The sequence below is a fragment of the Pseudomonas sp. AC463 genome (assembly GCF_979253585.1).
Genome location: NZ_CEEDDZ010001066.1, coordinates 1 through 242 on the forward strand (window position 1 = coordinate 1; position 242 = coordinate 242).

Below are 242 nucleotides of genomic sequence, written 5' to 3' on the forward strand. Positions count from 1 at the left end.
GGTTGAGGTCGACGCGGATTTCCGGGCGGTCCGACGACGGGAAAAACTGGTTCTGCACAATCTGCATGGAAAACACCGACGCCACAAACAGCCCCACGGTGATGCCGATGGCCCACCAGCGGTTGCGCATCGCCCCGAGCATGCCGCGGTTGAAGCCACGGCCGATGCGGCCCGGCTCGGCCGTGTGCGGTTTTACGTTGGCACTGAGGATATGCACGCCAATCACCGGCGCAAACAGCACC

General features: G+C 63.6%; 1 protein-coding gene. It reads right to left on the bottom strand.

What is annotated here, in order from left to right:
- Nucleotides 1-242: hypothetical protein (locus tag AC0IYH_RS33535; RefSeq protein WP_471838758.1), on the bottom strand; the 242-nt coding region annotated here is incomplete at both ends.